26 protein-coding genes are annotated in these 24580 nt (G+C 56.8%); 16 read left to right on the top strand and 10 right to left on the bottom strand.

The genetic code is table 11. The features are described from left to right. Positions 1-78: 78 nt before the first annotated feature. Together VOI23_RS04190 and VOI23_RS04185 are read right to left on the bottom strand one after the other, a co-directional pair. Entirely contained in the window at positions 79-1014 is a 936-nt protein-coding gene (locus VOI23_RS04190) for a hydrogen peroxide-inducible genes activator (RefSeq protein WP_323782028.1), read from the bottom strand. Between the two features lie 165 nt (positions 1015-1179). Further along, entirely contained in the window at positions 1180-2025 is an 846-nt protein-coding gene (locus tag VOI23_RS04185; RefSeq protein WP_323782025.1) for a DUF6456 domain-containing protein, read from the bottom strand. Positions 2026-2509: 484 nt separating this feature from the next. Here VOI23_RS04185 and VOI23_RS04180 point away from each other — a divergent pair, with 484 nt between their 5' ends. Further along, positions 2510-2812, top strand: coding sequence for a DUF6477 family protein (locus VOI23_RS04180; RefSeq protein ID WP_323782023.1), 303 nt, complete (start codon positions 2510-2512; stop codon positions 2810-2812). A gap of 7 nt (positions 2813-2819) precedes the next feature. Here VOI23_RS04180 and VOI23_RS04175 read toward each other — a convergent pair whose 3' ends face one another. Beyond that, the gene (locus VOI23_RS04175) at positions 2820-4364 is read right to left on the bottom strand and encodes a trimethylamine methyltransferase family protein (protein WP_323782020.1); all 1545 of its coding nucleotides are present in this window, start codon (positions 4362-4364) and stop codon (positions 2820-2822) included. 317 nt (positions 4365-4681) lie between these two features. Between VOI23_RS04175 and VOI23_RS04170 the strand changes: the two genes are divergently transcribed. The 9 genes from VOI23_RS04170 to VOI23_RS04130 all read left to right on the top strand — a co-directional run bounded on the left by VOI23_RS04170 (position 4682) and on the right by VOI23_RS04130 (position 14084). After that, on the top strand, positions 4682-5929 hold the full coding sequence (locus VOI23_RS04170) for an OmpP1/FadL family transporter (RefSeq protein WP_323782018.1): 1248 nt from the start codon (positions 4682-4684) through the stop codon (positions 5927-5929). A 137-nt stretch (positions 5930-6066) separates the two neighbouring features. Then, positions 6067-7638 carry a glutamine-hydrolyzing GMP synthase gene (gene guaA / locus VOI23_RS04165; RefSeq protein ID WP_323782015.1) on the top strand — a complete coding sequence of 524 codons (1572 nt, stop codon included), beginning with the start codon at positions 6067-6069 and terminating at the stop codon, positions 7636-7638. 85 nt (positions 7639-7723) lie between these two features. After that, positions 7724-8590 carry a DMT family transporter gene (locus tag VOI23_RS04160; protein ID WP_323782013.1) on the top strand — a complete coding sequence of 289 codons (867 nt, stop codon included), beginning with the start codon at positions 7724-7726 and terminating at the stop codon, positions 8588-8590. Positions 8591-8642: 52 nt separating this feature from the next. Next, positions 8643-9560: a DMT family transporter gene (locus VOI23_RS04155; protein WP_323782010.1), complete on the top strand. Its 918-nt coding sequence runs from the start codon at positions 8643-8645 to the stop codon at positions 9558-9560. Positions 9561-9610: 50 nt separating this feature from the next. Beyond that, entirely contained in the window at positions 9611-10471 is an 861-nt protein-coding gene (locus VOI23_RS04150) for an ATPase (protein WP_323782007.1), read from the top strand. A 52-nt stretch (positions 10472-10523) separates the two neighbouring features. Then, positions 10524-11465 (top strand): homoserine O-acetyltransferase/O-succinyltransferase family protein, encoded by a 942-nt coding sequence (locus VOI23_RS04145; protein WP_323782004.1) that lies wholly within the window; start codon positions 10524-10526, stop codon positions 11463-11465. 312 nt (positions 11466-11777) lie between these two features. After that, positions 11778-12647 (top strand): polyphosphate kinase 2, encoded by an 870-nt coding sequence (gene ppk2 / locus VOI23_RS04140; RefSeq protein WP_323782001.1) that lies wholly within the window; start codon positions 11778-11780, stop codon positions 12645-12647. Beyond that, on the top strand, positions 12640-13257 hold the full coding sequence (locus tag VOI23_RS04135) for a TetR/AcrR family transcriptional regulator (protein WP_323781998.1): 618 nt from the start codon (positions 12640-12642) through the stop codon (positions 13255-13257). Before ppk2 ends, VOI23_RS04135 begins: the two co-directional genes overlap by 8 nt. 182 nt (positions 13258-13439) lie before the next feature. Continuing rightward, positions 13440-14084, top strand: a complete 645-nt coding sequence (locus VOI23_RS04130; protein ID WP_323781995.1) for a hypothetical protein — start codon at positions 13440-13442, stop codon at positions 14082-14084. A 107-nt stretch (positions 14085-14191) separates the two neighbouring features. Here VOI23_RS04130 and rpsI read toward each other — a convergent pair whose 3' ends face one another. The 3 genes from rpsI to VOI23_RS04115 form a co-directional block, all read right to left on the bottom strand. Beyond that, complete coding sequence (rpsI, locus tag VOI23_RS04125) at positions 14192-14680, bottom strand: 30S ribosomal protein S9 (RefSeq protein WP_323781993.1); 489 nt, start codon at positions 14678-14680, stop codon at positions 14192-14194. A gap of 3 nt (positions 14681-14683) precedes the next feature. Further along, on the bottom strand, positions 14684-15145 hold the full coding sequence (gene rplM / locus VOI23_RS04120) for a 50S ribosomal protein L13 (protein WP_058260957.1): 462 nt from the start codon (positions 15143-15145) through the stop codon (positions 14684-14686). Between the two features lie 181 nt (positions 15146-15326). Continuing rightward, positions 15327-16703, bottom strand: coding sequence for a PLP-dependent aminotransferase family protein (locus VOI23_RS04115; RefSeq protein ID WP_323781990.1), 1377 nt, complete (start codon positions 16701-16703; stop codon positions 15327-15329). 95 nt (positions 16704-16798) lie between these two features. Between VOI23_RS04115 and VOI23_RS04110 the strand changes: the two genes are divergently transcribed. Beyond that, entirely contained in the window at positions 16799-17032 is a 234-nt protein-coding gene (locus tag VOI23_RS04110) for a DUF1127 domain-containing protein (RefSeq protein ID WP_323781987.1), read from the top strand. A gap of 40 nt (positions 17033-17072) precedes the next feature. Here the strand turns inward: VOI23_RS04110 and VOI23_RS04105 are convergent, their stop codons facing one another. Both VOI23_RS04105 and VOI23_RS04100 read right to left on the bottom strand, forming a co-directional pair. Next, the gene (locus VOI23_RS04105; RefSeq protein ID WP_323781983.1) at positions 17073-18194 is read right to left on the bottom strand and encodes an acyltransferase; all 1122 of its coding nucleotides are present in this window, start codon (positions 18192-18194) and stop codon (positions 17073-17075) included. Between the two features lie 61 nt (positions 18195-18255). Next, positions 18256-18675, bottom strand: coding sequence for a PaaI family thioesterase (locus tag VOI23_RS04100; RefSeq protein ID WP_323781980.1), 420 nt, complete (start codon positions 18673-18675; stop codon positions 18256-18258). 57 nt (positions 18676-18732) lie between these two features. On the opposite strand from VOI23_RS04100, the gene VOI23_RS04095 reads away from it, so the two are divergent. The 4 genes from VOI23_RS04095 to gluQRS all read left to right on the top strand — a co-directional run bounded on the left by VOI23_RS04095 (position 18733) and on the right by gluQRS (position 23244). Then, entirely contained in the window at positions 18733-19518 is a 786-nt protein-coding gene (locus VOI23_RS04095) for an enoyl-CoA hydratase (protein WP_323781977.1), read from the top strand. 156 nt (positions 19519-19674) lie between these two features. After that, on the top strand, positions 19675-20988 hold the full coding sequence (locus VOI23_RS04090; protein ID WP_323781974.1) for a cytochrome-c peroxidase: 1314 nt from the start codon (positions 19675-19677) through the stop codon (positions 20986-20988). A gap of 40 nt (positions 20989-21028) precedes the next feature. Then, on the top strand, positions 21029-22375 hold the full coding sequence (gene trmFO / locus VOI23_RS04085; RefSeq protein WP_323781971.1) for a methylenetetrahydrofolate--tRNA-(uracil(54)-C(5))-methyltransferase (FADH(2)-oxidizing) TrmFO: 1347 nt from the start codon (positions 21029-21031) through the stop codon (positions 22373-22375). Further along, on the top strand, positions 22372-23244 hold the full coding sequence (gene gluQRS / locus VOI23_RS04080) for a tRNA glutamyl-Q(34) synthetase GluQRS (protein ID WP_323781969.1): 873 nt from the start codon (positions 22372-22374) through the stop codon (positions 23242-23244). Before trmFO ends, gluQRS begins: the two co-directional genes overlap by 4 nt. 61 nt (positions 23245-23305) lie before the next feature. Here the strand turns inward: gluQRS and hisI are convergent, their stop codons facing one another. After that, on the bottom strand, positions 23306-23683 hold the full coding sequence (hisI, locus tag VOI23_RS04075) for a phosphoribosyl-AMP cyclohydrolase (protein ID WP_323781967.1): 378 nt from the start codon (positions 23681-23683) through the stop codon (positions 23306-23308). Positions 23684-23731: 48 nt separating this feature from the next. On the opposite strand from hisI, the gene VOI23_RS04070 reads away from it, so the two are divergent. Further along, positions 23732-24187 carry an iron-sulfur cluster assembly scaffold protein gene (locus tag VOI23_RS04070; protein WP_323781964.1) on the top strand — a complete coding sequence of 152 codons (456 nt, stop codon included), beginning with the start codon at positions 23732-23734 and terminating at the stop codon, positions 24185-24187. Between the two features lie 199 nt (positions 24188-24386). On the opposite strand, the gene VOI23_RS04065 is transcribed toward VOI23_RS04070, so the two are convergent. Then, entirely contained in the window at positions 24387-24509 is a 123-nt protein-coding gene (locus tag VOI23_RS04065) for a hypothetical protein (protein ID WP_323781961.1), read from the bottom strand. Positions 24510-24580 lie beyond the last annotated feature (71 nt).

The raw sequence follows: 24580 nt of genomic DNA, 5'->3' as shown, positions 1-24580 counted from the left end.
TCCGACCAATACCCGCCCGCAGGTTCCGGAACCTGCGGGCGTTTTTGTTAACGTTTCGATTCAGCCGGACAACAGCAGTCAGGCCATGACAAGATCATTTGCCTGGGCGATCTGTTCCCGCCCCGCTTTGGTCAGTATCTCTGCGAGATCCTGCAACCACTTGCCTTCGTTGGTGGTTTTCCGGTGCACCAGACCGATCTGCCGCGCCGGTTGCGGATCAGCAAACCGGGCCAGCCGCAGATTTGGCGTTGCCAGTGCTTCAGACCGCAGTGCCAGTTCCGGCATCAGGGTCAGACCGAAGCCTGCCTCGACAAGGCGCGAAAGCGTCGCGAGCGACGAGGCTCCCATGTTGATCTGCGCGTGCCCGCTGCCCCGGCCACAGACCTCAAGCGCCTGATCGGTCAGACAGTGCCCATCTTCCAGCAGCATCAAAGAATTTTGCCCTAACTCGGTCGGGCGCAGATTTTCCCGCAACGCCCCCAATGCCTCAAGCCTTGATCGGGTACCTGCCAGAACGAAGCGGTCTTCGAACAGAGGCACTTCGTTCATCCCTTCTTTGTTGCAGGGCAACGCCATCAGGGCGACATCAAGAGCCCCGGAACGCAGCCTGTCGATCAGCCGGGCGGTCACGGCTTCCTGCACCTGTACATCGAGTGAAATATCGCGCGAGCGTAGTGCCGCAAGCGCAGCCGGCAAGATATAAGGAGCGACGGTGGGAATGATGCCCAGCCGCAATTGCCCCGACAAACCATCATGCCAGCGCGCAGCTTCCCTGAGCGCCCGCATTTCCCCCAAAACCCTCTCCGCGTGCTCCAGAATCGTCCGGCCGAACGGTGTCAGGGCGACGTCGCGGATTTTGCGCTCGACCAGTGGCTGCCCCAATTGTGCCTCGAGCTCCCTGATTTGTACCGACAGCGCTGGCTGGGAAATATGGACGGAAGCAGCCGCCCGACCGAAATTGCGATGCCGGGTTAGAGCCACGAAATATTCAAGTTGTTTCAGAGTGACATTCATAATATCCGGTTATCACAATTGAAAAATCCCGCAAGCCTTCGCTATAGAAGGAAACACAATGCTGGTACTACGGTTGGCGCTCCGCGCAAAGCGCCAAAGCGCTGTAAGACCGTGATCTAAAGTAGCGGAGATGTTTCCAAACTCTAAGAAGCCGACGACGGCACCCTACCCGATCATGGCACCGGCCTCTCCTAACGATCGGTAATGGCGCTTCAGCCGTTGCAACGCGATCCTCAGAACGATCTTGCCGGATCGCGCCGACCAACCCATCCGTTTTTCCGCAGCCTCCAACCCTTCCAGGTAACAGCAGCAGCGCAGCGCAACATCGCCCAGACCGGGGCCCAGTTCCCTTAGCGCACCGGTAACGCGTTCACGTGCCACATCCGGTCTATAGCCCTGTTCCAAAGCAGGCGAACCAAAGTGTTCCGCCTCGGTCAGAAAACGATCCCAGTTCTGCACCCCGTGCGCGCCCAAACGCGACAGTTCGAAATCTTCCCGCAGTCTTTCACCTGCTGCGACCAGATCGGCCCCTAAAAACGGTTCTCCGTTTCTATCCTTGCGCCGCGCCAACAAAATCAAGGGCGATTCCGCAGCATTATAGCGTAGTCTGCGCGTTCTTCCGTCGGTTTGGCCTTTCCTATTTCTGGTCCAGCTGACAAAGGGCGTTTGTGCTTCAACTGAACCATTCTGGACCCGCGATTCAGACCACGCCAGCAACTGCGCCAGCGCCGTGCGCCCCTCAGACGTGATATGATATCTGGAAATCCGCCCCGGCTCAGCACAGTCGATCCAGTTTTTTAATGCCATTGCCTCAGCAACGTGACGATCGACCACAGCGGTGCGGGTGTTCGCGCCACTTTCGGTCTCTCGCACAACCACTGCTTTTTCCAGTTCTGCCGCCACCGCAAGCACGGCAGCAGGTTCAGCAAGTCGGCGCAAGATGCGCAAGGCTTCGTCATTCAAAAGAGCGTCGTCAGGCAACACAGACACCGCAGGGTTTTGCATATTCATCGTGGAATCCTTGTGCTTATGAGGGGGCGAGGATTCCGTTTTGGCTGTTTTGCAATATTGTCGACCCAGTCGTTTCAACGCCTCATCAACCAATCGGTCATCACGGTCGAGGCATGACATCCAGTTCGCTGCGCCAGCTGGCGCATCGACAGGCCTTTTTCAGTGTGTTCCAGATATAACCATGCCGCCGACGGGACCCATCCAGGCAATCGGTTTGGGCTGATATCTGACAACATACTGTCCGACATAGTCTATTCCTTTAGGTCAGGGGTAATTCCTTGCTTATGCACAACTTTCCCCCCAAACAATCCACAACCTAGGAATGGTATTGCTAACTGTTGGTTAACGGTTTCCTCGTTAGCAATCATTGTTTCCAAATTATGAACAGTATCGGAAACGCCCGCACGCAGAGTGCAACAAAAGCGCAACACCCTCTTTGGTTGTGTTAGCGAAAGTGGGTAATTTTCGAGTTGGAGTTCATAAAATGACCGATTTGCTTGGAATTCTGCAGCAATTGCGCCGGCCTTCATTGTTGATCCGTGCGGCGCGGCACGGTGCAACAGAATATAATCGAAACCTGCATTTGCGCCGCCTTCTTGCGACCATTACCTTGCCGGCGAATGGTCCGGCTCTATCGCGCCTGCTGGAGATCGAGGATGAACTGAACCAACAGCGCCAAAAAGACAGCGCAAGCTATTCCTGCGCAAATCATATCGAGGTTCTGGTCGCGATGATGGGTGAGGCGCGGCTGCTGCGCGCCTCTGTTGACGATCTCACCCCATCCTGAAACCGGATCAGCCCAGAGAGTCTGGCATCGCGGCTTTCTTTTCGGCCACATAGACCGCTAGAGCTTCGTTCACCGTCGGATCCATGGCTGGCGGCTGGTATTCGGACAACAATTTCTCAACGCGCGCCGAGGCTAGAGCCATGGTATCGCGACTGCCTTCTTCGGCCCAGGTTTCAAACGGTTTGTAATCAAACAAATCCGACCGCCAGAACGCAGATTTGAAATTCGCCTGAGTATGGGCGCATCCCAGATAATGACCGCCAGGGCCGACTTCGCGGATGGCGTCCATCGCCTGAGCGTTTTCATCGATGGCGACACCGGCAGCAAATTTGTGCAATGCACCCAGCTGGTCGGCATCCATCACGAATTTCTCAAAGGATGCCACCAGCCCGCCTTCCAGCCAGCCACAGGCGTGCAGCATGAAATTGACCCCTGAGAGCAGCCCCATATTCAGGCTGTTTGCAGTTTCGTAAGCTGCCTGCGCATCCGGTAGTTTCGATCCGCAGAACGATCCCGACGACCGGAACGGCAAGTTCAGCCGCCGGGCCAGCTGCCCCGCACCATACGTAATATGGCTGGCCTCTGGCGTCCCGAAGGTCGGGGCCCCTGAGTTCATGTCGATTGAGGTCACGAAGGCCCCCATAATGACCGGCGCCCCTTTGCGGATCAATTGGCTATAGGCGATTCCTGCCAGAACCTCGGCCATAACCTGCGTCAGCGTTCCGGCCACCGAAACCGGAGCCATCGCACCGCCAACAATGAAGGGCGAAATGATGCAGGCCTGATTGTTCTGCGCATAGACCTCCAGCGCGCCCATCATCACGTCGTCGAACGTCATCGGCGAATTGATGTTGATCAGCGAGGTCAGAACGGTGTTGTCCTGCACAAAATCTTTGCCGAACAGGATGCTGCACATATCGACACTATCCTGCGCCCGGCTGGGTTCGGTCACCGATCCCATGAAGGGTTTGTCGGATAACGTCATATGGGCGTGCAACATATCCAGATGGCGTTTGTTCACAGCAACATCGGTTGGTTCGCACACGGTTCCGCCGGAATGGTGCAGCCATTTGGACATATAGCCAAGCTTCACGAAATTGCGGAAATCTTCCATCGTGGCATAGCGGCGGCCACCTTTGACATCATGCACGAAAGGCGGGCCATAGACCGGCGCAAGTACAAGGTTCTTGCCGCCGATTTCCACGTTGCGGTCTGGGTTGCGGGCATGCTGGGTGAAGCTGGCCGGTGCGGTCTTGCACAGTTCGCGCGCCAGTCCACGTGGGATATGGACCCGTTCTCCTTTGACATCGGCGCCGGCGTCGCGCCAGCGTTGCAACGCTGCAGGATTGTTCACGAAATTGACGCCAATTTCTTCAAGTATCGTTTCGGCGTTGGTTTCGATGATTTCCAGCGCTTCTTCGGTCAGCACTTCGAAATTTGGAATGTTGCGTTCGATATATTTTGCGGTTTCAAATGACACAGCAGAGCGTTCCGCCCGCCGCGCCGCGCCGCCGCCTGATCTGGTCCGCCGCCGTGTTGATGTTTCGGTCATCTTTGGTCTTGCCCTTGTCCATTGCGCGAAGCGGATCCCGCCGCTGAGATATGTTTATTCCATGAGAGTACGAAAGCTTGCGCGTTTTGCGGCTTTCGGGGGAAAAATGCGACATTGCCCGGGACACCCATGCGCACCTCTGGCCCGGCAAAACAGGACGCGACAAGACACGGACTGCGATCTTATATTCGGAAAGTCGCATTTTATGTTTACATTAAAATATTCGCATTTAACTATGTTGCGTGAAGACCAGGTCAAGCGAAAGGAAACTTCGCAGGCCCGGCTTCTGGGGATCACCCCCTCTGGGAGGAGAAGAAATGATAAGACTACTCGACAGCCAGCGCCATTGGTGCGTTCTGGCATCCACAGCGCTTGCACTCGCGGCCGCGCCGGCGGCAGCCACGAACGGCTATTTTTCCAATGGTACCAGCGTTGAATCAAAGGGATTGGCCGGGAACGGCGTCGCCATCGGCACCGGCATTATGGGCCTCACCGCTAACCCTGCCATGGGCACCCGTTATCCAGACCAGGCTGCTGCCTGCCTGAGTTTCTTTTCGCCCAAGCGGTCGACCACAATCACCGGTATGGGCACCTTTCAAAGCGACAAGGAGTTTTTCCCGGTCCCCTGCGGCGGGGCGAATTTCAGGCTGAAGAACAACGCCACGCTCGGCGTACTGATGTACGGCAACGGCGGCATGAACACCGAATATCAGACCAATTTCTTTGGCGGTGGCGTGGTACCCGGTCCGTTGGGGGTTAATCTCGAACAGCTTTTCATTCAGGTGAACTACGCCAAAGAACTGGACAGCGGGGTCTCTCTTGGCTTTGCGCCGATTTTAGCCGCGCAGAGGTTCTCGGCTTCTGGCCTTGCTGGGTTCAGCGGTTTTTCTGCGGACCCGACGGCACTGACCGATAACGGCGATGACTGGTCCTTCGGCGCCGGTGCAATGATCGGTGCCACCGTCGATGCGGGCAACGGGTTCACCTTCGGAGCCAGTTACCGGTCGCGCATCTATATGGAGCCGTTCCAAAAATATCAGGGGCTGTTCGCCGAAGGTGGCGATTTCGACATCCCGGCCACAGCGAAACTCGGCCTGTCCTACACTCCGCAATCGAACGCCGCCTTGACCCTCACCGCGGAATGGGAACGGATTTTCTATTCCAAGGTGGCCGCCTTGGGAAACCAGTTCCCTTCAGCCGGTCCGCTTGGGGCCGCGAATGGTCCCGGTTTCGGCTGGAAAGACATGGACGTGATCCGCATCGGGGCCGAATATCAGATGAACCCGAAATGGACGCTGCGTGGTGGTGTTTCCTACAACACGATGTTCACCGATTCCAGTCAGACCACGCTGAATGCTCTCGCCCCTGCAACGCCGCAATGGCACGCTTCGATCGGTGGCACGATGCGTATCAACGACCGGCGCGAATTCCACATCGCTTACACCCACGCCTTCGACAATTCACTGTCCGGGGCGCTTCCCAGCCCGCCTTTCCCTGGCGCGGCACCCATTTCAACTCAGATGAGTCAGGACGAGCTGTCCTTCGCCATGACCTGGAAGTGGTAGACAGCCAGTGTCGAATCTTGCAGCGCGGGGCCCTTTGGGGCCTCGCGTTTTTCGTAGCGCGCCGAAATATCAATCCGAAAGCGCCCTGTGGTCTGTCCTGCATTGACCTTGCGCGGCTTCAGCCCTACTAGGCAAACATGACACAGATATCGCATGACCGCCTTCTCATCATCGACTTCGGCAGCCAGGTAACGCAGCTGATTGCGCGTCGTCTGCGCGAACTGAACGTCTATTGCGAAATCCACCCCTATCAGAACGTCACCGACGCGTTTCTGGCCGAATTCAGGCCGAAAGCGGTGATCTTCTCGGGCGGGCCCGACAGCGTGATGCGCGAAGGATCGCCGCGGCCGCCGAAATCGGTCTACGAAATGGGCGTGCCGATTTTGGGCATCTGCTATGGCCAGCAGGTGATGATGCACGATTTGGGCGGCAAGGTAGAAGCCGGCGAACACGCCACCGCCGAGTTTGGCCGCGCCTATGTGACCCCGACCGAGGACCGCACCGATTTCCTGACCGGCTGGTTCATGGACGGATTGGGCCGCGAACAAGTATGGATGAGCCATGGCGACCATGTGTCTGAAATCGCACCTGGTTTCGAAGTATTCGGAACCTCGCCGGGGGCGCCTTTCGCAATCACCGCCGACCTGAACCGCCGCTTTTACGCGGTGCAGTTCCATCCCGAGGTACACCACACGCCGAACGGCAAGACGCTCTATGAGAACTTTGTGCGCACAGCCGGGTTCAAGGGCGACTGGACCATGGGCGCCTATCGAGAGGAAGCGATCAAGCAGATCCGCGAGCAAGTGGGCGACCGTCAGGTCATCTGTGGTCTGTCCGGCGGGGTCGACAGTTCTGTCGCTGCCGTTCTGATCCACGAAGCGATCGGCGATCAGCTTACCTGCGTCTTTGTCGATCACGGGTTGCTGCGCAAGAACGAGGCCGACGAGGTCGTCACGATGTTCCGTGACAACTACAACATCCCGCTGATTCACGCCGATGAATCGGACCTGTTCCTGGGCGAACTGGACGGCGTGTCCGACCCCGAAACCAAGCGCAAGATCATCGGCAAGCTGTTCATTGACGTGTTCCAGAAATACGCCGATCAGATCGACGATGCGGAATTCCTGGCTCAGGGCACGCTCTATCCGGACGTGATTGAATCGGTCAGTTTTTCGGGTGGGCCGTCGGTGACCATCAAGTCGCACCACAACGTGGGCGGTTTGCCGGAAAAGATGGGTCTGAAACTGGTCGAACCGTTGCGCGAATTGTTCAAGGACGAAGTGCGGGCATTGGGCCATGAACTGGGTCTTCCGGCCTCTTTCATCGGCCGGCATCCCTTCCCCGGACCGGGCCTTGCGATCCGTTGTCCCGGCGAAATTACCCGTGAAAAGCTCGATATCCTGCGCGAAGCCGACGCGGTTTACATCGACCAGATCCGCAAACACGGGCTCTATGACGAGATCTGGCAGGCGTTTGCGGCAATCCTTCCGATGCGCACTGTCGGCGTGATGGGCGACGGCCGGACCTATGATTACGCGCTCGCCCTGCGCGCGGTGACCAGCGTCGACGGAATGACGGCGGATTATTATCCCTATAGCCACGAGTTTCTGGGCGAAACCGCGACACGGATCATCAACGAGGTGAAGGGCGTGAACCGGGTGTTTTACGATTGCACATCAAAGCCGCCGGGAACCATCGAACTGGAATAGTGGCTCTTGAGGGCGGAGTAAGGGGGTGCCGCCCTCAAGAGCCGCCCTCAAGATTTATTAAAAAAAAGAAGAAGCTAAAGCGTAGATGACTGCCAGAGCAGATGTTTTCAAAGCGGCGCTCTGGATGAGCGGCGCGATTGCGTCCTTCACCTCGATGGCGGTGGCGGGACGCGCGATCAGTTTCGAACTCGATACGTTCGAAATCATGATGTACCGCAGCTTTGTCGGTATCTGCATCGTTCTGGCCGTTGCAGTGGGCAGCGGCACACTGAATCAAATCCACAAACGCAACATACGACTGCACCTGATCCGCAATCTGTGCCATTTCACCGGCCAGAACCTTTGGTTCTTTGCCATCACCGTCATACCTTTGGCTCAGGTATTCGCGCTGGAATTCACCTCTCCGCTTTGGGTGGTTGTACTGTCGCCTCTGTTGCTGGGGGAACGGATCACGCCGATCCGCGCCACCGGTGCCATGATCGGGTTCATCGGCATCCTGATCGTTGCCCGGCCAACGGCCGGGACGCTGGAATTTGGTCAGGTGGCGGCGGCGATGACCGCCATCGCCTTTGCCTGCACCGCGATTTTCACCCGCAAGCTGACCCGCACCGAGACCGTTATCAGCATTCTGTTTTACCTGACTGTCATGCAGGCGGTGTTTGGCATGATCTGCGCCGGTATTGATGGCGATGTGACCCTGCCTTCGGGGCAATCGCTTCCTTGGCTGGTGTTAATCGGCTGCGCCGGTCTGTTTGCGCATTTCTGCCTGACGACAGCCTTGTCGCTGGCCCCGGCCGGGGTGGTGATGCCAATCGATTTCACCCGGCTGCCGATTATCGCAGTGGTTGGAATGCTCTTTTACGGCGAGATGATCGATATCTGGGTCGTCGTCGGGGCTTTGGTCATCTTTGCCGGCAACTACCTGAATATCTGGGGCGAGACCCGCCGTTGATTTTCGCATCATTCGGATTGAGTGGAAACTTCCGCCGCCTTAGCGTCGCGCCATGACACAGAAAACCCTTTCCCTGCGCGCTTGGTCCGAATTGCTGTTGTTGGCATTGATCTGGGGCGCGTCCTTTTTGTCCACCGCGCTGATCCTGCGCGAGGTCGACTATCTGAGCGCAGTCGCGCTGCGGCTTTTTGGGGCGATGGTGGCGTTGTGGGCCGTGGTGCTGATCCGGCGGGTGCCGGTGCCGCGCAGCCCGCGCATCTGGGCCGCCTTCGCGGTGATGGGGCTGCTGAACAATGCCATCCCCTTCACCCTGATCACCTGGGCACAGCAACATATCCCAACCGGCCTGACCGGTATCCTCAACGCCTCGACCGCCATATTCGGGGTGCTGATCGCGGCACTGGTTTTCGCCGATGAACGATTGACCCGCCGCAAGCTGACCGGCATCACGCTGGGCTTTGCCGGGGCGGCGGTGGTGATCGGTCCCTCGGCGCTGGCGCAGATCGACATGACGTCGCTGGCGCAGCTGGCGATGCTGGGCACCGCGATCAGCTATGGATTGGCGGGCAGTTGGGCGCGGGCACGGCTGGGCGGGCTGCCACCGCAGATGGCAGCGGCAGGAATGCTGAGCATGAGCACTCTCATCATGATCCCGGTCGCGTTGGCAACCGAGGGCGTGCCGGATCTGGCCTTCTCCGCGACGACCTGGATGGCGCTGTTCTATCTGTCGATCATCGCCACCGCCGGGGCTTACCTGCTGTACTACCGGGTGCTGGCGATGGCCGGTGCCGGAAACCTGCTGCTGGTCACGCTGCTGCTGACGCCGGTCGCCATCCTTTTGGGGGCGCTGGTACTGGGCGAAGACTTGCCGCCACGCGCCTATGGCGGGTTCCTTCTGCTGGCGCTTGGGCTCTTGGTAATTGACGGGCGCGTATTGCGGCTGGCGGGCTGGAACAGGAATAGGGTTTGACCCCCCGATCCGGCAAAGATAGGAAATCATGAACGACTGACAGGTGACCCATGATCTATAAATCCGCACAGGACTGGCTGCGAGCGCCGCAAAAGCGGGTGCTGTTTTTCGGCATGTCAGGCTTGGGTAAAACCTATGTTTCGAACATCCTGCGCGACCACGGCGACTGGTTCCACTATTCCATAGATTACCGCATCGGCACCCGCTACATGGGAGAATACATCGCCGACAACGCAAAGCGCGAAGCGATGAAGGTGCCGTTCCTGCGCGACCTGCTGATGTCAGATTCGATCTATATCGGTTCGAATATTACCTTTGACAATCTCACCCCGGTGGCGGCCTATCTGGGCAAGCCGGGCAATCCTGCCAAGGGTGGCCTGCCCTATGCCGAATTCACTCGCCGCCAGGACCAGTTTCGTCAGGCTGAAATCAAGGCGTTGATGGACACGCCTTATTTCATAGAACGGGCCGAGGCGCTGTATCGCTATCCGCATTTCATCTGCGATACCGGCGGATCGATCTGCGAATGGGTAGACCCCGAAGATTCCAGCGACACAGTGCTAAAAACTCTGGCCAACAATACTTTGATGGTCTGGATCAAAGGCGATGACGCCCACACCGACGAATTGATCCGGCGGTTCGACAAGGCACCCAAGCCGATGTCTTATCAGCCGGCGTTTCTGGACCGGGTCTGGCAGGAATATCTGACGCTGTTTCAGCAGACCGAAGCGCAGGTAGATCCGGACGATTTCATTCGTTGGGCTTATGCTCAGGCGCTGGCGCATCGCCAGCCGCGCTATGAAGCGATGGCCAGAAACTGGGGAATCACCGTCACCGCCGACGAGATCGCCAAGATAAAAACCGTAGACGATTTCAATACGCTGATCGCCAGCGCACTTGAACGCGACTGAGCCATGACCAATCTGACCGTTTCCCGTTTCATATATATCCGGAGCCTGACCAATGCCGATTAAACTTCCAGCGGACCTACCTGCCTTCGACGTGCTGTCGCGTGAGGGTGTCATGGTCATGCCGGAACACAGCGCGGCACAGCAGGATATCAGGCCGATCCGGATCGGGCTTTTGAACCTGATGCCGAAGAAAATCCAGACGGAAAACCAATTCGCCCGGCTAATCGGAGCCACGCCGCTGCAGATCGAATTTCATCTGATCCGGATGAGCGAACACCAAGCCAAGAACACCGCCTCAGATCATATGGAGGCGTTTTACAGCCCCTTCAGCGAAGTCGAAGCGGCAGGCACCAAGTTCGACGGTCTGATCATCACCGGCGCACCAATCGAACATCTGGATTTCCAAGAGGTCACATACTGGGAAGAACTGACCCGGATTTTCGACTGGACCCAGACCCATGTCCATTCCACCTTCGGTGTGTGCTGGGGCGGCATGGCAATGATCAACTATTTCCACGGCGTGCCCAAACACATCCTGGACCACAAGGCCTTTGGTTGTATCCGGCATCGCAATTGCGCACCATCCTCGCCTTATCTGCGCGGGTTTTCCGACGACATGGTCATCCCGGTCAGCCGCTGGACCGAGCTTAGGCGCGATGAAATAGAAGCCGCCGGTCTGACAATCCTGATCGATTCCGACGAAACCGGTCCAGCGCTGGTCGAAGATACCGCTCATCGCGCGCTCTATGTTTTCAACCATTTCGAATATGACAGCAACACACTGAAGGAAGAATACGACCGCGATATCGCCTCTGGCACACCAATCAATATTCCGGCCAATTATTACCCCAATGACGATCCCAGCAAGACGCCGCAAAACCGCTGGCGCAGTCATGCGCATCTGCTTTTTGGCAATTGGGTGTCGGAAATCTATCTGACCACGCCGTTCGACATGGATCAGATCGGACAGGCCAGCACCGATTGGCGTAAATAGCCGACACCGTGAAGCCAGCCTTGGCACTGGGCCTCAAAGCTGGCCAAGGCGGGCGGGACTGAAAGGCACCTGCACTCCGAAACCAGCTATCGATTCAGGGGTGAATTGCTAAAAATTTCGTGCACTTGGTCTGGCGTTGATGCACCTCAACGAACCCGATATGCGAGTGATTTATGAAAAAATCCGCAACTGCAGTTCGCCATGTTGCCGGGGTTGATGAGGCAGCGGTCCTTTGCCGGGACACGAAAAGAGCCGGATTGCGCTGACCTGCATATCGCCCCATATTGAAAACAAAGAATAAAGGAGTGGCGGATGGATTTGCCCTTTGACGGTGCGATCACCAAGTTTTTCGAAAACGATGCCCCCAAACACATCCGCGAAGCGATCAGGCGCGCTGACAAGGACGATATCTTGAACCCCAAGTATCCGCATTCGGAACGGATGGGGCGGAAACACTATGAAAAGGATTTGCTGGCCCTGCAGATCGAGCTGGCAAAAATGCAAGGTTGGGTGCGCGATACCGGTGCCCGCGTGGCGATCTTGTTCGAAGGTCGTGATGCGGCTGGCAAAGGGGGAACAATCAAACGGTTCCGTGAAAACCTTAACCCGCGCGGCGCGCGTGTGGTGGCCCTGCCCAAACCCACCGAAAAGGAAGCCACTCAATGGTATTTCCAGCGCTATGTCGACTACTTGCCTGCGGGGGGCGAAATCGTGTTCTTCGACCGCAGTTGGTACAATCGCGGAGTGGTGGAGAAGGTTTTCGGTTTCTGTACGGATCAACAGCGTGACCATTTCTTCGGTCAGGCGCCGGAGTTTGAAAAAATGCTGGTGGATGAAGGTATCATGCTGTTCAAATTCTGGCTCAATGTCGGCCGGGCTGAACAGTTGAAGCGCTTTCTCGCCCGCGAAAAAGACCTGTTGAAACAGTGGAAACTGAGCTGGATCGATGTCGAGGGGCTGAAAAAATGGGACGACTATTCCAAAGCGATCGGCGAAACCCTGTCACTGAGCCATACCGTTCACGCCCCCTGGACCGTGATCAGATCCGATGACAAAAAACGGGCCAGGCTGGCGGCGATGCGCCGGGTCTTGAGTAGCATCAATTATGATCGCAAGGATTTCAAGGCGATCGGGAAAATCGATGCATCGATTTGCGGTGGCCCGGAACTCTGGGATGGCTAAACGCGGCTACCATCATGGCAATCTGCGGCAGGCTTTGGTCGAAGCCGCGTTGCAGCTGATTGAGGCAAAAGGCCCGACCGGGTTTACCTTGTCCGAAGCGGCCAAGCAGGCGGGGGTAACTCCGGCAGCGGTCTATCGCCACTTCGATGGGCGCGAAGACCTGATTGCCGAAGCCGCGCGCCAGGGCTATGAGATTTTTGCCGATGTGATGCAATATGCGTATGACAAGGGCCAGCCTTCGGCGCTGTCCGCGTTCGAAGCGACCGGGCGGGCATATCTGGCCTTTGCCCGCAAATATCCCGGTCATTATATCGCGATGTTCGAAAGCGGCGTATCGGTGAACCGGACACCCGAACTGGCATCGGTAGCGCAACGCGCCTGGGGCGTATTGGAAAAAGCAGCTTCGGATCTGTCCCAACATATCCCACAGGATAAACGCCCGCCTGCCAGCATGTTTTCCGCCCATATCTGGGCGCTAAGCCATGGTGTTGTCGAACTGTTCGCGCGAAATTCGCCTGGGCGCCAATCGCCGTTTTCACCGGAGGATCTACTGGAATCCGGCATCGGAATATATCTGCGTGGGCTCGGGTTGATCGACCCGGACCAGTAATACCCGTCGTGATGATAGAAAGCCTTCTCTCTCTATGCTTTGCCTCTGGACCTTTGCGCATGCATTAACTAATTAATTTACTCAGGTTTATTAGTCCGCTTCCCCGCCAGCCAAAAACTTCTCCAACCGGAGGGCATAATCCCTCGCGGTGGGTCTTTTTTGACTAAATGAGGGACGCAAATATGAATATAAGATTAACCTTTGCCGGAATATCGGCGGCTTGGCTTTTACCCATCATGGCAAGCGCAGATGGATTGACGCTGTCTGGCGGCGTTGCCGCCACTGCGGCTTTCGACGCCGCTAACGGGCTGAGCCATTCAGAAAACACTGTTGAAGGCTATATCGAAGGCGAGTTGAACGGAGTCCATGCCGGCGTCTGGATCGGATCTCTGTTCGACGATCCGACCGATGACGCAGAATACGAATTGTCACTGGGTTACGGCGGCAATATCAGCGATACTCTGGGCTATGACATCACAGCGACGCGCTACTATCTGAACAACGGTGGTTATCAGAACTATGACATCGCATTCGAACTTTCAGCGGTGCTGAACGGTCGGACCAACGGCGCACTCGAGGTCATATGGGACCCTGAGGCCGAAACGATCGAAACCACCATCGGCTTGGAATACGCGCTAACCGACAAATTCACTCTGGCCGGTGAAATCGGCCGCAGCGAAGCGGATAACAACATGTTTGGCGAAATCGGTATCAGCTATGCTTTGACAGAAAATACAGCGCTTGAACTGCTCTATGAAGACGCCGATGACAGCGCAGGCGCTTTGTCTTTGAGCGTTTCGTACGATTTCGGTCTGCTGGGCGGATAACCGGGATCGGGTTTCAATCGAACGCAGGCGGGTTCTTACCCCCCTTTTCCCGATAAAAGAAAAAGGCCGCCCCAAGGGCGGCCTTTCGCAAGTCCGGTTGAAGCAGATTAACGCTTCGAGAACTGGAACGAACGGCGGGCTTTGCGCTTACCATATTTTTTACGTTCCACAACGCGACTGTCGCGGGTCAGGAAACCGGCCGCTTTCAGCGGCGCGCGCAGGCTGGGTTCGTAAAGCTGCAGAGCTTTGGAAATGCCGTGCTTGACCGCACCCGCCTGACCAGTCAGACCGCCGCCCTTGACGGTGGCAACCACGTCGAATTCCCCTTCGACACCGGCAACCTGGAACGGCTGGCGCAGAATCAACTGCAGCACGGGACGGGCGAAATACGTATCCTGGTCCTTACCGTTCACGGTGACCTTACCGGAGCCCGGCTTGATCCAAACGCGAGCAACCGCGTCTTTCCGCTTGCCGGTGGCATAGGAGCGGCCCAGATCGTCACGAACGGGTTCACGAACGATGGTTTCTTCGACTACAGCGGCGACTTCGCCGGCCACTGCACCCAGCTCTTCGAGCGAATTGATTTGATCGGTCATCGATTAGCTCCGGGTGTTTTTCGAGTTCATGGATTTTACGTCCAGAACTTCAGGGTTCTGGGCTTCATGCGGGTGTTCGCCACCGGCATAAACGCGCAGATTTGTCATTTGCTGACGGCTCAGGCGGTTACCCGGGAGCATGCGCTTGACCGCTGCGGTCACGACACGTTCAGGATAGGCACCTTCCAGGATCTGACCGGCTGTACGGCTCTTGATGCCGCCAGGGTGGCCAGTATGCCAGTAGTAGTTCTTGTCCGAGCGCTTCTTGCCGGTCAGCTGAATTTTGTCAGCGTTAATGACGATCACATTGTCACCCATATCCATATGGGGAGTGAAGGTCGCTTTGTGCTTGCCGCGCAGGCGCATGGCAACGATCGAGGCGAGACGACCCAGAACGACGCCTTCAGCGTCGATCACGATCCACTTCTTCTCGATGTCTGCCGGAGTAGCAGAGAAAGTTTTCATCGCGGGATTACCCTTGGTTCAGTTATGGAGGCGGGTACAAGTCCCGCGTTCCGAATTCGATTGCCGGGTTATACAGGGCATAAACTTCACGTCAAGCACAACAACAACGAATAAATCAATTGCAATCAATGTCTTACAAAATAGGTATCATTTTACCCCACATCTTTCGACGCCCATCGGCTCAAACCGTGATTTCTTCCCTCGGATTGTCCAAAAGTATGCGCAGGCGGATGATTCCGGCCTCATAACAGGCCGGGTCGACCAACCCATTGATTGCGATGCGCACAGCATGTGGCGTACGGGCGTCGCGCAGGGTGAATTCCTCGGCACCCTTCAACAGGATATTCTGCTCTTCGGCTGCACGCACGAAAATGGGGCCGCGCCATCCCTTCGGCAATTGCAGCCAAATGAAAGGGACGTCTTCGTTCCAGATCACGTCATACCGGCCAAGATGATTGACGGTTATGCGAACCAGTTCGTTAATCCGCGCCCGTCCCCGCGCGGCGACGCTTAACAAACGCGGGTCAGACATGAAATTCAGGGTCAGTTCGGTCAGTGGGCGCGACATTCCGAAATGACTGAAGGCCGCCGTTCGCGCCAAATCCTGCACCCGGTCACGCGGCGCAACGACATAGCCGATGCGCAAAGCCGGTGTCAGCGTTTTCGACAGGGATGAAACATACCAGCCGAATTCAGGCACCAGAGAATGGTAACTTTCGGCGCGATGCGTGCCCAGAGCATAGCAATCGTCATCCAAAACATTCAGCCCCAGTCGCTGCGCCAAGGCTGCAATTTCTCGGCGACGGCGGTCTGTAGTGAATTGCACGGTGGGATTACTTACCTCGGACGAAGTGCAAAACAACTGAACCCCATGATCACGGACCATTTGTTCTAAATGATCGACACGTGGTCCTTCTTCATCACAATCAATCCCAACCACCCGGGCCCGGCACAATTCAGCCGCACGGCGGAATCCGGGATAGGTCAGGTTTTCCACAGCCACCACCGGATCGCTCCCGCGCAAGACAGTCTGCATCACAAGTGAAATCGCGCTTTGCGCGCCATGGGCCAAAACCATATCTTCTGCGGTAAATGCCCCTATAGGCAAGTCGGCCATCCAACGGCGCAGCGCCCGTCGTAGCGGCAAATCCATCGCCCGGCTGGGATAGGAAAGCAGGTCTTCGGAAACAACGGTATCCGCAGTTTCGCGCAACGCATCACGCAGTAACTGGCTTTGACCGACATCCGGCAATTGCGGGCTACGCAGGTTCAACACCTGTGGCCACGCATGCGCGGGATCGGCCCGGGCCTGGTTCTCAGCCACAAAGGTGCCGCGCCCTACCCCTGCCTGCAAAACGCCCTCTTGCGTGAGGATCGAATAGGCCCGGGCCACCGTGCCCGGCGTCACCGATAGCTGATAGGCCAAATCGCGCACCGGAGGCAGTTTTTCACCACTGGGCAACAGCCCTTCAGCCACCGCGTCACGAATATTGTCGGCCAAGGCTTTGTATTTCGATTTCCCGCCGGCAGCCAGAACAGGCGTCCAATTTGTACCCATAACAATGTTTCTCTGGATATATTGTGTCTCTAATTGTATTCTTTTTATGTAGCAACATAGCTATATTGTGTCAATACAATTGAAGGATTTGTTCAATGTCACAGCAACAGCCCATCCTCACCGCTCAGATCATTAATTATGACCTGAACCTGAACGCGCCTGTCGTGGCCCGTTTTGCGCTGGCGTTTGCTGTGACGGTCACCAAATGGCACATGCGACATCACACCCGCAAAGCTCTGGCGCAGCTGCCTGACAGCCTGCTTCATGACATCGGGTTGACACGTGACGCGGCTTATACGGAGGCCCGTCGCCCGTTCTGGCACGCTTGACATCCCCGTCCGTGCCAGGGCGTACTTGAAGCCGGGGTTTTTACCCCGGCTTTTTTTGTGGCCGCTGCAGTGCCAAAAAACGGGCTTCGAAAAAACGAAAACTCAGATCGGCGATCAAAACCGACAGGGCGATATAGACCATAAACACAATCCAGCCATTGCTGACCCCGAATGCCGCCAGACCGGCGGTCGCAAAATGCAGGGCAATGAGATGGTAAAGGTAAATGCCATAGCTTACCTGCCCAACCCGTCGTATCGGGGACCAGCTTAGGACCGGACGCAAACCGTTATCTTCCCGCACGACCAGAGACGATAGCGCCAATGCCATCGTCACATGCAGCACCAGATTGGGCCAGCCGTTCAGATCGAAGGGCAGATACTGGAGCGCAAACAGCACCGTCAGCATCCAGAACAGAGCCGCGAAACGGCCACCGCATAGTCTGAACAGCATCGCAAATCCACGCGGCGAGCGCAGCATCAACGCCAGAAGAGACCCCATCAGGATCGGCGCATAGGTCGCCGTTGGCAGGGCAATATGCAAGGGTCCGATATCAAAGGCCGTGATCCCGATCAGCTGCCCCAAGCCAGCCCCGCCCAAGACGTTCACCGCGATACCTGCGATCAAAACAGGCGCAACCCAACGCCGCGGCAGGATCAGCAAAGTCAGCGGCCAGATGAGATAATACTGCTCTTCGACCGCAAGCGACCAGGTTGGATCAAGTAGCGGAATATCACCGACCAGAAAATTCGACAGGAACAGATAATAGTAAGGCAGTAGTTCCGACCACTGCCCTTGCCCTTTCCAGCCAATGAAATAGACCGCCACCAGCGTTACGACCAAAAAATATACCGGCACGATCCGCAGTATTCGCCGCCAATAAAAACCGCGCAGGGAAAATCCCCCCTTCTCCGCCTCTTCCCGCAACAACAGCGTCGTGATCAGAAAACCGCTGAGGACAAAAAAGAAATCCACTCCGGCAAAGCCCCGCCCAGCCAGCTGCAATTGGTCAAGATAGATCGGTGTCAGCGGCGAATGATGCCAGAGAACGGCCAAAATACACAAGAAACGCAGACCGTCGAGACTTCCGAAACGGGTGGTGTCTCGATAGGCTTTAAACGCGGCATGGCGATCCTGATTGTCCGCGATGTCGGTTGCAGCCACGAAAGATATCCTTACAACGCCTGTGCGTTGCTCCTAACACGCTTCACAAGCTACGCAAAGATCAACGCGGCGGGATCGAATAAGTCATGCTTGCACGTGCCACCGGGGCCTCTATCCCCTCGGAATAAATCAGAACATCCCCAACGGCCAGCACGCGACCCAGCTTCAATAACCGGCATTCCGCGATCAAATCCGTCGCGGCGGCGGGTTTGCGCATGAAATCCATCGAACAGTTCGTAGTGACCGCCAAAGCTTCGGGTCCGATCATCGCCAGTACCGCCATGTAAACCGAACAATCAGCCAGTGCGAACATCGAGGGGCCTGAAACCGTACCACCCGGGCGCAAATGCCGTTCGGCAATTTTCATCCGCACCCGCACCCGCATATCGGCAACCTCTTCGACATCGAAATCGCTCTTCACCTGTGGAAATACGGTTTCCAGAAAATCCATCAGTTCCGGACCGGTCATTTTTGCCGACATCTCTTCCCTCCCTCAAACTCAGCGCTTAGAGTTACCCGGGAAATCGAGGAGGACAAGATGGCATTATTGGAACGTCACGACACCGGCGCGGTTGCCCGTCTGACACTGAACAATCCCGAAAAGCTCAATCCACTGAGCGATGCCATGTTGGCGGCGCTTCAGGACGAATTTGACCGGCTCGCTGATGATACGGCGATTCGCGCCATTACGCTTTCCGGGGCGGGCAAGGTATTCTGCGCCGGACACGACCTGAAAGAAATGACCGCTGGTCGTCAGGCTGAAGACGGTGGCAAGGCCTATTTCAAAGACCTGTTTGAACGTTGCGCGCGGATGATGATGTCGATCCAGAAACTGCCACAACCCGTAATTGCCCAAGCGCATGGAATCGCCACCGCCGCAGGCTGCCAGCTTGTCGCTGCCTGCGATATGGCAATCGCAGCCGAAGGCACCCGCTTTGGCGTCAATGGCGTGAATATCGGGCTGTTTTGTTCGACACCGATGGTCGCCCTGTCCCGAAACATTCCGCGCAAGCAGGCCTTTGAAATGCTCACCACTGGACAGTTCATTTCCGCCGAAAAGGCCGAAGCGTTGGGTTTGGTGAACAAGGTTGTGCCGCATGAACAACTCGACACGGCAACCTTGGAATTGGCTGAACTGGTCGCATCCAAGCTGGGCGTGGCGGTCAAGATCGGTAAAGAAGCGTTTTACAGTCAGATCCAGATGCCGGTTGCCGAGGCGTATGAATACGCTGGCGATGTGATGGCACAAAACATGCTCTACCGCGACACTGCCGAGGGCATTTCGGCCTTTCTGGAAAAGCGCCCTCCTGACTGGGATCAGTAGAAATCAGGGACGATGGAGTAAGATTTAGTGAACTTTAACTTGTCGGCAGTTTGATACCGAAAGCATCTTTTCGCTAAGGTCTTCCTGCATAAGGTCCGGTCTGCTACTCTGTAGAAGCTCTGAACGGGAGTTTTTTGTTCAATGGAAATTTTCAAAATGAAAAATTTATTAGCGGTCGGCGCATTGATGCTTCAGGCCGGATTGGTGCATGCCGCGAACCTGCCCTCGCCCGTCTCCCATGATACATTTCCCGAACCCGATATGGCGCGTGTCAAACTGGGTCAGCAGCTTTTTTACGATCCGATCCTGTCGGGCAACAAGAATATCAGCTGCGCAACCTGTCACCATCCCAAGTTCGGCAGCGCAGATGGCGTTTCGCTGTCGATCGGCGAAGGCGGAATTGGACTGGGTCCCGATCGAAAGTTGCCCAACGGTGTGAAAGTGGAAAACCGTGTGCCGAGAAATGCACCGGCACTTTGGAACGTCGGTGCGCTGGAATACATCTCGCAGTTTCATGATGGCCGGGTTGAAGTCGAAAGCGATGCCACCTTCGGCTTCATGACCCCCAGAAACCGTCCGCTGGACCGGTTGATGCCATCCTCTCTGTCGGTACAGGCATTGATGCCGCTTCTTTCTCAGGATGAAATGGCTGGAGTGGAAGGTGAAAATCCTGTCGCCGATGCCGTAGATAGAGGAAATGAACGAAAAGGCTGGAAAATACTGGCCGAGCGGGTCGATGCTATCCCCGAATACCGCAAGCAATTTGATGCGTTGATTGGTGCCGACAAACCAGTCCACATCACCGACATCGCCATAGCGATGGCTGAATTCATCAATTTCGAATTCCAAGCCTGCGAAAGTCCATTCGATGCCTACCTGGCTGGCGACGAAACGGCGCTGAACGACGCCGAAAAACGCGGTATGGACCTGTTTTACGGCAAAGCCGATTGTGCCGATTGCCATTCTGGTACGTTCCTGAGCGATCAGGATTTTCACGCCATCGGCGTGCCACAGTTTGGCCCCGGCAAAGGTGATCAGGAAGAGGATGACCGCCCCTATGTCGATCTGGGCCGCGAAATGGTGACCGGAGATCCGCGTGACAGCTACCGCTTCCGCACCCCGGCGCTGCGCAATGTAGCGCTGACCGCACCCTACGGTCATTCCGGTGCCTTCCCGACGCTAGAGGGAATGGTACGCCATCACCTCGATCCGGTGAAATCTCTGGTCCATTATGACCGCAAGCAGGCCATCCTGCAGGATGTCGATGTCATCGATGACTGGCAAGCCTATGATGAAGGTCTGGAAGTCGCCTTCATCGCCGCCGCGATCGAACTGGAACCGATAGCGTTGAGCGACAGCGAAGTCGACGACATTCTGGCGTTTTTGAACGCGCTGACCGACAAGGAAGCCGCCAAAGGCCGTCTGGGAATTCCCGAAACAGTGCCCTCTGGCCTACCAGTGGATCGCTGAGGGCTTCCCAAACCGCGCTGCTTGGCCTACATCGCGCGACATGGATAAAAAATTACATATTGTCGGCGGCGGTATGGCCGGTTCCGAAGCGGCCTGGCAGGCCGCCAATATGGGCGTTGAGGTGGTCATCCACGAAATGCGCCCTGAGGTCGAAACCTTTGCCCATCAGACCGGCAAGCTGGGCGAAATGGTGTGTTCCAATTCGTTCCGCTCGGACGATGACGAACAGAATGCGGTGGGTCTGCTGCATTGGGAAATGCGCGCGGCGAACGGCTTGATCATGGCGATGGCCGACCGCTGCCGTCTGCCCGCTGGCGGCGCTCTGGCTGTGGATCGTGAAGATTTTTCTGACTGCGTTACCAAAGCATTGGCGGATCATCCGAATGTAACCGTGGAACCGGGCGAGATCCGCGAACTGCCCGAAGACGGGCATTGGATCATCGCCACCGGTCCTCTAACGTCGAGCTCTCTTGGCGCGGCAATTCAGGCCGAAACCGGGGCCGAGCGGCTGGCCTTTTTCGATGCTATCGCCCCCATCGTCTATGCCGAAAGCATCGACATGAACGTGGCCTGGCTGCAGTCGCGCTACGACAAGGGCGAAACCGAAGAAGAACAAAAAGCCTATCTTAATTGCCCGATGACCAAGGACCAGTATGAGGCGTTCATCGACGCTCTTCTGGCCGCCGACAAAACCGAATTCCACGAAAGCGAAACTGCAGGGTATTTCGACGGCTGCCTGCCGATCGAAGTTATGGCCGAACGCGGCCGGGAAACGCTGCGCCACGGCCCAATGAAGCCGGTCGGTCTGACCAACAGCCACAAGCCTGAGGAAAAGGCCTATGCGGTGGTGCAACTACGCCGCGACAATGCCTTAGGAACGCTGTATAACATTGTAGGATTTCAGACAAAAATGAAATACGGCGCCCAGACAGACGTGTTTCGGATGATCCCGGGGCTGGAAAATGCCAGTTTTGCACGTCTGGGCGGCATTCACCGCAACACCTTCCTGAACTCGCCGACGCTGCTGGACAACCAAATGCGGTTGAAATCGAAACCAAATATCCGCTTTGCCGGTCAGGTAACAGGCGTCGAGGGCTATGTCGAAAGCGCCGCGATGGGGCTTTTGGCAGGTCGTTTAGCCGCGGCTGAAATCCTCGGCACCACATTGGAAACTGCGCCGCAGGATAGCGCCATGGGAGCATTGATCCATCACATCACTGGTGGCGCCGAGGCCAAGACGTTCCAACCGATGAACGTGAATTTCGGACTGTTCCGCCCGGTGGACGGGCTGAAGGGCGGACGCCGTGGTCGCAAGGATCGTTACAAAGCATATACAGACCGTGCCAAAGTTGCGTTTTGTCAATGGCTTGAAGGCCAAACCCATTGAAATTCACGACCCGGTTCGCTCCCAGCCCGACCGGACCGATGCATCTGGGCCATGCCTACTCGGCCTTGCTGGCCCATGACTTCGCGCGCGCGACGGATGGGCGGTTCTTGCTCAGGATCGAGGATGTCGATACCGCCCGGTCGCGCCCGGAATGGGAAGAGCTAATCTATAGTGACCTTTCCTGGCTGGGGATCCATTGGGACGGATCGCCGATGCGGCAATCCGACCGTCTGCCGGCCTATCGCGCCGCTCTGCAATCCTTGTGGGACCGCGGCCTGCTTTATCCCTGTCATTGCAGCCGACGCGATATCGCCGCCGCCGCCAGCGCCCCGCAGGAAGGCGCCGAACCGGCCTACGGGCCTGACGGGCTGATCTATCCGGGCACCTGCAGGGGTACCAGCACCCGGTCAGGACCATTGCCAGACGACACGGCGCTGCGTCTGGATATGCACGAAGCTCTGCATCGGCTTCGCGATAACGCCCCGTTCTGTTTTGAAGAAACCGGCCCGATCTTAACTGATACCCCGACGCGCATCCGCTTCACCGCGCAGAGCATGATTGAAACCGTCGGTGATATCGTCCTGTCACGAAAAGATTTCCTCGGCTCCTACCACCTCTCCGTGGTGCTTGATGACGCGGCTCAGGGCATCAGCCATGTGATCCGTGGTAAAGACCTGTTCGAAGCAACAAAAATCCATGTGGTCCTGCAGCAGCTCCTGAGTCTCAAAACCCCGGTCTACACGCATCACAAGCTGATCCGCGACGAGACTGGTAAACGCCTCGCCAAGCGCGACGACGCCCGTGCCATCGCCAAATACCGTGCCGAAGGCGTAACGCCACACGACATCCGGGCAATGGTTGGCCTGTGATTTCATCTTGGTCGAAATACTCCGGGGGAGTCGCGCAATGCGCGACGGGGGCAGCGCCCCCTTATGATTCAGGCTTCATTAACTCAACCTCGTCCCCATCTCGGATCGCGGTATAAAAACAGCTGCGCCGATTGGTGTGGCAGGCCGGGCCGGTCTGCGTCACCACCACCAACAGGCAATCTCGATCACAATCGACCCGCAGATCGACCAGTTCCTGAACATGACCGCTGCTTTCTCCCTTGACCCAGAAACTTTGCCGCGACCGGCTCCAATACGTAACCTTGCCGCTTGTTAGCGTGCGGTCTACCGCCTCCCGGTTCATCCAGGCCATCATCAGAACCTCGCCCGAAGCGTCGTCCTGTGCAATCGCGGGGATCAACCCGTTGGCATCATACTTTAGTGTCGCAGCATCGAATGACATGTGAAAAACCTTTTGCATCTCCGCATCCGCCCCCTATCTATGGGGAAGCGGCCAAAAGGAAAAGCCATGAGCGATACCAGCGATCTGATCAAACTCTATTCAGCACGGATTCTAGAACTGGCCGCCGATATTCCGCATACGGATCGGCTTGACCATCCCGACGCCAGCTCCAAACGCCGTTCGCCGCTATGCGGCTCGACCGTAACAGTGGATATCACGCTGAAGGACGGTAAGATCGATGAATTCGGTCAGGACGTCAAAGCCTGCGCCTTGGGCCAGGCTGCAGCCTCTGTTGTCGGGGCACATGTTCAGGGTTGCAGCCGCGAACAAATCGAACGTGCCCGCGACGAATTGAAAGAGATGCTGAAATCCGACGGGCCGACGCCCTCTGCCCCGTTCGACGGGCTCGAAGTGCTGCGCCCGGCACGGGAATACAAAAACCGCCACGCCTCAATCATGCTGGTTCTCGAAGCGACGCTGGAAGCCTTCGATCACGCGCTTGACGCCAGCAGCTGCGCCTGACCTTTTTCCAAATTCCGAAAAAACCGCCGCACACCCGTTAGGGTGGCGGCGGAGAAGTCGCACGGTCCAGTGCAGTTCCGGTGACCCGTCAAAGGGGAAGAGGCAATTCCCGGTGACGTGGGACAGGCAGTGTCACTATGCGCATCATGGGGACTGATCGCGCGACAGATGGGGCCGGCAGGACCGTGCAGGCAGAAAATCAGGCAATCAGCGGCAGATGAAGACCGATCACGAACATGATGATCAGGGCTGCCGCGCCAATCGCATCGGCCAGCAAGGTATCTTGTGACCTGTCGATGATAGATTTGATTTCGCGAAACATGGGCGGCTCTCCCTGGTAACTCATTTGTTGCCACTTTGTTCTCATATCGACCGAGTCGAGTAAAGAACTTT

Source organism: Thalassovita sp. (genome assembly GCF_034670005.1).
Taxonomy (GTDB): Bacteria; Pseudomonadota; Alphaproteobacteria; order Rhodobacterales; family Rhodobacteraceae; genus Thalassobius.
This window is presented reverse-complemented; position numbering and strand designations above follow the sequence as displayed.